Genomic DNA, 6711 nt, shown 5'->3' on the forward strand with positions numbered 1-6711 from the left:
GGAATGTTAGACTAAGATCGCCACGTCGTGTGGCGACGTCTAACTGACCCACGTCCTGTGCGCCCGAGGCACGGCCGCGGTAAGCGAAATATTTTCCCGAAGCGGTTGTCGTGAATTGATCGATCAATATCAGTTATCTCAAATCACATCAATAAGACTTGACATAGGAAAGAAAAGTTTATGCAACACTACTGAGTATTTATAGTTTTGAATATTAAATGTTTGTAAATTGATTGACGTTCGATTGTGAAAAAGATATCACAGTATGTGAACAACTGAACAAAGTAGGTTGCACTGATCGATTGATGCAATTTTTATTTGTAAGTTGTTAAAACAGAACTAATTTTAAATATTAGGAGGCGTTACATATGACTAAAAGGTTTGATGAAAAAATTGTTATTATTACTGGTGCAGGTTCAGGATTAGGTCAAGCGGCTGCATTAAAATTAGCTAAAGAAGGGGCAAAATTATCTTTTAGTAGATTTGAATGAAGATGGACTAAAAGAAACGAATGACTTAGTTTTAGAGGTTGCTCCAGACTGTGAAACATTATTAATTACAGCAAACGTTGCCAAAGAAGAAGAAGTTAAAAATTATGTAGATGAAACAGTTGCTAAATTCAACAAAATCGACGGCTTCTTTAATAATGCTGGTGTTGAAGGTAAGCAAAACTTAACAGAAGATTATACTGCAGATGAATTTAAGTGGGTACTTGACGTTAACTTAAATGGTGTTTTCTATGGAATGCACTATGTCTTAAAAGTGATGAAACAACAAGGATTCGGCTCAATCTTAAACTGTGCATCAGTTGGTGGAATTCGTGGAGTTGGAAATCAATCAGGTTATGCAGCAAGTAAACACGGTGTTGTTGGTTTAACACGTAACTCTGCAATTGAATATGGTCAGTTTAACATTAACATTAATGCGATCGCTCCAGGAGCGTTTATGACAGCAATGGTTGAAGGTTCATTACGTCAAATGGGCGGCGATAACTGGGAGGAAGTTGGAAAAGAGTTTGTTCAACCAAACCCAATGAGGCGTTTTGGTGATCCTAAAGAACTTGGTCATGCTGTTGCTTACTTACTATCAGATGAAGCTAAATTTGTGAACGCGCAAGTTATTACAATTGATGGTGGTCAATCTTACAAATATTAATCAATATCCAAATGAAAAGGACTCTAGCCGTGGCTGGAATCCTTTTCTTTTAATCATCATCGGTTCTAACTAAATTTAGCGGGAATGACTCTTCTTGATCATCCCAGTTAATCACTATCAAAACTTGTGCGTCATTCGTTAATGAATGTTCACTCAGACCTTCTCCATCAACGTATAAAGCACTAACATCAATAGTTTCATCGTATACTTCCATATTTTCAAAAACAGCAACATCGCCAAGCTCGAGACGATAGCCCATTTGATCGGCTACAATTGATTCACCCAATTGATCGTTATACGTGATGACTAAATTAAATTCAAATTCGTATTCGCCATTATTTAGTTGTTCTTCTTCATACTCTAAGTCAACTCGCCAATTTGTTCCGATTCCTTCATAATCCAATTCGATACTTTCATCATCAGTTTGACAACCTATCAGTACACCTGTGAGTAAAATTAGAAAAAGCAGTAATTTTTTGTACATCACTTATCGCTCTTTTAGTTTTACTTGATCAAATCACTAAATTAGGGTTGGCGCTAACCAACTAAAGACGTCAAAATTTCTTAAGATACCAAATAGAACCGTAATGGAGAGCATCCCCCACATTAACACTTGGCTATATTTTTCTTTTCCCCTCTTTTCTAAAACATAAAACAAAATTAGTAAGGGAATAATAATGAAGATTAACATATTGTAGCGAAATGATTGATAAATATCTCCGTCAAGCAGAGCGAGGCTAGCTCTAGTCATACCACATCCCGGACAATATAAACCGGTAATTTTTCTAAAAATACATGGAATTGAAATACCCAGAGCTGGTGATAGTACTTTTAAATATAAAATTCCACTACCAATTAAAAAGAATGCAAGATAAATTTTCATCTGGATTCGAGTCCATAACTGTTTCATTTAAACCAACCTTTATCAAAAAAATTCATAAAAAATTGACTACTGTATTCATTCTAACATTTTTTATGTTAGATTGGAAAAACAATAGTCAATTTGTTTTTTCTTATTGCGCGAAGTTGTTCATATCACTTTGAATGATCGCGTTAGAGATAATTCCTAAACCGAAAATAGCTAAGATTAAGTAGATGATACTATTATCTTTAACCATCTTGTTATGGTTTTGTTGAGCAATCATTAATTTAGAGCCAACGGTATAATACCAAAAGAATGTATAAATTCCACATGTAATAATTGAGAATAAAATAGCTTTACCCCCTCTGAATGAGCGATCATCATTTAAATAACTTATTTCTTCTGTAATCGCGTACATCCAGTAAATATTGTAAATACCACAAGTAATCAATGATAAAATAATGACTACCCCTACATTACGATTTTTTACCATCATAATCTTCCTTTAATTTCTATCAACTACTAGTATAAGCATAAAACGACAATTAGCCACTACCTTTTTTGATAATTGTGAACAAATTATGAGTAAATATCTGATTATTCTAATCAATCGGAAATAATGAAGCAAGTATGAGACGAATCATTTCTTTAAATTATATGCTAGAAAAATAAACTTACAACCAAACAATAGATGCGTTCTCAGCCAAACTATACATTCTTAAATACTTATCTTAAAATAAGAGTGAAATCAGCATCGAGGAGGGGTTTTTTTGAACCGAGCATATGGGTTTCAATTACAAGGACAACACCAAGAGCAATCTGTCGGCTTGTATGCAATTGGCCATGAACAACAAACCAACTTAAACTACCGTTGGGATGGGAATAGTCGATCAGAACGCCATTGTTTTGTTTTTCAATATACATTAAAAGGTGCTGGTGCCATTCAAATTGCTGATAAAACCTATCACTTAAAACAAAATCAAGCATTTTGGATTGAAGTGCCAAGCGATCATTGTTACTATTTACCTAAAAATTCAACTCATTGGGAATTTATTTACTTAACTTTATTCGGTGACACGGTTAAGCAGTTGTATGATTCATTGACAGAGGCGCATGGTCACATTTTAAATTATGCCGAGCAAGCCCCTGTTATACAAATGATTTATGCGATTCTGACTCAGATAGAACATAATCAATTAAACAATAGCTTTCAAGCTTCTGGATTGGCTTATCAGTTTTTAATGGCATTATCAGAAAGCCTTTCTGATCAATCCAACATTCAACAAGCATTGCCTAAGTCAATTGAAGATGTGATGACCTATATTAATGACAATTACTACGAAGATATCAGTCTTGATGACTGTGTCAAAAAATCAAATTTGTCAAAGTACTATTTTACCCGTCAATTTAAAAAGCATATTAAGATGACACCAATTGAATATTTAACAACAATCCGAATCCAAAATGCAATCGAACTCTTATTAAATGATACTAAATCGATTAAAGAAATTGCTCCTCTAGTAGGCTATCAAAATGGCAACTATTTTGCTAAAGTTTTTAAGAAACAAACAGGAAAGTCACCTAATGCTTATCGACAGGAGCGTTCATCAATACCTGTGAATCATTGGTTCATTAATTAATGAGCAATATATTACCCTTTTCGTTTTTATTTACGCTTGAAAAGTAACTGCATCTCGATAAAAATAGAAGTAACATATTAAAAGGAGATGACTTAGATGAGCAAAATTACTTTTCTAGGTGCTGGTAGTACTGTTTTCGCAAAGAATGTGTTAGGTGATTGTATGACAGTTGATGCGTTACAGGACTTTGAGTTTGCCCTGTTTGATATTGATGAAGAACGATTAAATGATTCAGAGCTGATGTTAAATCATTTAAAGAAAAATTTAAATTCAACTGTCACAATCAAAAGTTATCGGAACCGTAAAGAAGCATTACGCGGCGCAAAGTATGTGATCAATGCGATTCAAGTAGGTGGCTATGATCCATGTACAATAACTGACTTTGAAGTACCTAAAAAATATGGTTTACGTCAAACGATTGCTGATACATTAGGCATTGGTGGCATTTTCCGTAACTTAAGAACAATCCCTGTGATGCGTGAATTTGCCAAAGATATGCGGAAAGTTTGTCCAGATGCATGGTTTTTAAATTATACGAATCCAATGGCTGTATTAACGTCCGTGATGCTCCAAGAAGGGATTAAAACAGTTGGACTTTGCCATAGCGTTCAAATTTGTGCAGACCATTTGCTCGATTTTCTTGACATGCCTAAAGATAATGTTCAATGGCACATAGCTGGGATCAACCATATGGCTTGGTTGCTAGAAATCACACGAAATGGTGAAGATTTATACCCTGAGATTAAAAGACGGGCTAAAGAAAAGCAAAAAGACAAGCATCATGACATGGTTCGTTTTGAGCTAATGGATAAGTTCGGCTATTACGTAACAGAATCATCTGAGCATAATGCTGAATACCATCCTTATTTTATTAAGAAAAATTATCCTGAATTAATTGACCAGTTGAACATTCCACTTGATGAATACCCGAGACGTTGTGTTGCCCAGATCGAAGGATGGAAGCAAATGCGCGCTGATATAGTCGATAATCAAGAGTTGACACATAGTCGGACAAATGAATATGGTTCATATATTATTGAAGCAATGGAAACAGATCAGCCGATTAAAATTGGTGGAAACGTGCTCAACACTGGTGGTTTAATTGCTAATCTTCCAGAAAAGGCTGTCGTAGAAGTGCCGTGTTTAGTTGATGCAAGTGGTATTCAACCAACATATGTTGGTGAGCTGCCAGAACAATTAGCCGCACTAAATCGGACGAATATTAACACTCAACTCTTAACGATTGAAGCGTCCTATTCAGAAAAGAAAGCAAAAATCTATCAAGCTGCTTTACTTGATCCACATACAGCAGCTGAACTATCAATGGATGACATTATTGCCCTCTGTGATGATTTAATTGAAGCACACGGTGACTGGCTCCCACAATATGATTAAGCTTAAAAAACTAATAAAAAATTGTCAGAGATGTAACGAATAGAGCTAATCGTGCCCTGTTTCGTCAGAAAATCGTCATAGGGGTAACGAATAGCGTTTAATCGTACCCTGTCTCATCGGAAATTGGTCATAGGGGTAACGAATAGCGCTTAATCGTACCCTGTCTCATCGGAAATTCGTCATAGGGTTAACGAATAAGAGCTATTCATCAGAGACCGCCCTCTAAATCAGGATGATGTCTAACAAATAGGAGCTAATCATCAGGTATCTAACTTAAAATTGTCTTGATATCCAATGATTAACGACAAATCATTGACGTTACTGATTAAGATCCTTAGATAGCTGACAAACACAAAGTCATCCACAACTAACGAATTTTATGATTTCCTAAAAATGTAAAAAGAAGCAGTGATTTAGCCAGCCTGCTTCTTTTTTATTAAGAGATTACTTCATTGCCATATCTAATACCATACGTCCATTAATTGTGCCGTTTTCCATCTCTTCAAAAATCTCATTAATTTCATCAAGTCGACGAGCCTGGACAACAGGAACAACCAATCCTTCTGCGCCAAACATAAACGCTTCTTCAAGATCTTTTCTTGTTCCGACAAGTGATCCAACAACTTGGATTCCATCTAGAACGGATTTAATAATATCTAGATCCATCGTCTCAGGCGGAAGTCCTACATTCACAACACGAGCCGTTGGACGGACAGAATCAACTGCTTGTCTGAAAGCTACCTTTGATACAGCCGTAACAACTGCAGCGTGTGCCCCACCTACTTCATTTTGAATCCATTCGGCAGGATCTTGTTCAGTAGAATTAAAGATTAAATCGGCTCCAGATTCTTTTGCTAAAGCTAATTTATCATCATTAATGTCAACGGCAATAACTTTAAAGTTAAATACTTTTTTCGCATATTGGATTGCGAGGTTTCCAAGACCACCAACACCATATACAACAATCCATTGACCTGGCTCTATTTTTGCTTCCTTAATCGCTTTATAAGTTGTTACACCAGCACACGTTATACTCGTTGCTTGCTTCGCATCTAATCCCTCAGGCACTTTGACAGCATAGTCAGCACTAACGATACATTGCTCTGCCATTGCTCCATCAACTGAGAAACCAGCATTTTTTGCTTGGCGACAATACGTTTCTCGACCTGTTAAACAGTAATCACAATTGCCACAACCTTCAAAGAACCAGGCAATACTAACGCGGTCACCTACTTTTAGGCTTGTCACATCGTCAGCAATTTCTCTAACGATACCAACACCTTCATGTCCAGGAATACGGCCAGGAACAGCTCCAAAATCGCCTTTTGCAACGTGTAAATCCGTATGGCAAACACCACAAAATTCGACATCTACTAATGCTTCACCTTGTTCAATTGGTCTTAATTCAACATCTTTAATTTCAACTAATTTTTCTTTTGAATTTGATCCTAGATTATTCACAGCCCGACCATAAGCCACTAAGAAACTGCGTTAAATCAATTAAAAATACACAATCGATCTTTCACTAATTAAGTGAAAAGGAGCCCGATCTTTGATATTGTATAAGTGACTAAACAAACACAATTCGGTAGTGTAAAAAGTTCTATGAAAAGATACTGAATTGGAGGATGAATTCAAAATACAATATGTTTTTTGATC

6 protein-coding genes and 1 pseudogene are annotated in these 6711 nt (G+C 35.8%); 3 read left to right on the top strand and 4 right to left on the bottom strand.

Annotation, left to right across the window (positions count from 1 at the left end; genetic code table 11):
• The first annotated feature begins 368 nt into the window (after positions 1-368).
• Positions 369-1155 (top strand): annotated as a pseudogene (locus ABD814_RS05850) (SDR family oxidoreductase).
• Positions 1156-1204: 49 nt separating this feature from the next.
• Here the strand turns inward: ABD814_RS05850 and ABD814_RS05855 are convergent.
• From ABD814_RS05855 to ABD814_RS05865, 3 genes are all read right to left on the bottom strand, one after another.
• Positions 1205-1639, bottom strand: coding sequence for a hypothetical protein (locus ABD814_RS05855; protein WP_344911270.1), 435 nt, complete (start codon positions 1637-1639; stop codon positions 1205-1207).
• Positions 1640-1675: 36 nt separating this feature from the next.
• Positions 1676-2065, bottom strand: a complete 390-nt coding sequence (locus ABD814_RS05860; RefSeq protein ID WP_344911272.1) for a DUF2752 domain-containing protein — start codon at positions 2063-2065, stop codon at positions 1676-1678.
• A gap of 103 nt (positions 2066-2168) precedes the next feature.
• A complete protein-coding gene (locus ABD814_RS05865) occupies positions 2169-2510 on the bottom strand; it encodes a DUF4234 domain-containing protein (RefSeq protein WP_344911274.1) in 342 nt (113 codons plus the stop codon).
• Between the two features lie 277 nt (positions 2511-2787).
• Between ABD814_RS05865 and ABD814_RS05870 the strand changes: the two genes are divergently transcribed.
• Together ABD814_RS05870 and melA are read left to right on the top strand one after the other, a co-directional pair.
• Complete coding sequence (locus ABD814_RS05870; protein WP_344911276.1) at positions 2788-3657, top strand: AraC family transcriptional regulator; 870 nt, start codon at positions 2788-2790, stop codon at positions 3655-3657.
• Positions 3658-3753: 96 nt separating this feature from the next.
• On the top strand, positions 3754-5052 hold the full coding sequence (melA, locus tag ABD814_RS05875; RefSeq protein ID WP_344911277.1) for an alpha-glucosidase/alpha-galactosidase: 1299 nt from the start codon (positions 3754-3756) through the stop codon (positions 5050-5052).
• A 444-nt stretch (positions 5053-5496) separates the two neighbouring features.
• Here melA and adhP read toward each other — a convergent pair whose 3' ends face one another.
• Complete coding sequence (adhP, locus tag ABD814_RS05880) at positions 5497-6513, bottom strand: alcohol dehydrogenase AdhP (protein WP_425549059.1); 1017 nt, start codon at positions 6511-6513, stop codon at positions 5497-5499.
• Between the last annotated feature and the right edge of the window lie 198 nt (positions 6514-6711).

Source organism: Amphibacillus indicireducens (genome assembly GCF_039539605.1).
GTDB lineage: Bacteria > Bacillota > Bacilli > Bacillales > Amphibacillaceae > Amphibacillus > Amphibacillus indicireducens.

What these genes read in the sequence shown, in the direction of transcription:
- melA (WP_344911277.1), top strand. Translation starts at nt 3,754, where the DNA reads ATGAGCAAAATTACTTTTCTAGGTGCTGGTAGTACTGTTTTCGCAAAG.
- ABD814_RS05860 (WP_344911272.1), bottom strand. Translation starts at nt 2,065, where the DNA reads ATGAAACAGTTATGGACTCGAATCCAGATGAAAATTTATCTTGCATTC.
- ABD814_RS05865 (WP_344911274.1), bottom strand. Translation starts at nt 2,510, where the DNA reads ATGGTAAAAAATCGTAATGTAGGGGTAGTCATTATTTTATCATTGATT.
- ABD814_RS05855 (WP_344911270.1), bottom strand. Translation starts at nt 1,639, where the DNA reads ATGTACAAAAAATTACTGCTTTTTCTAATTTTACTCACAGGTGTACTG.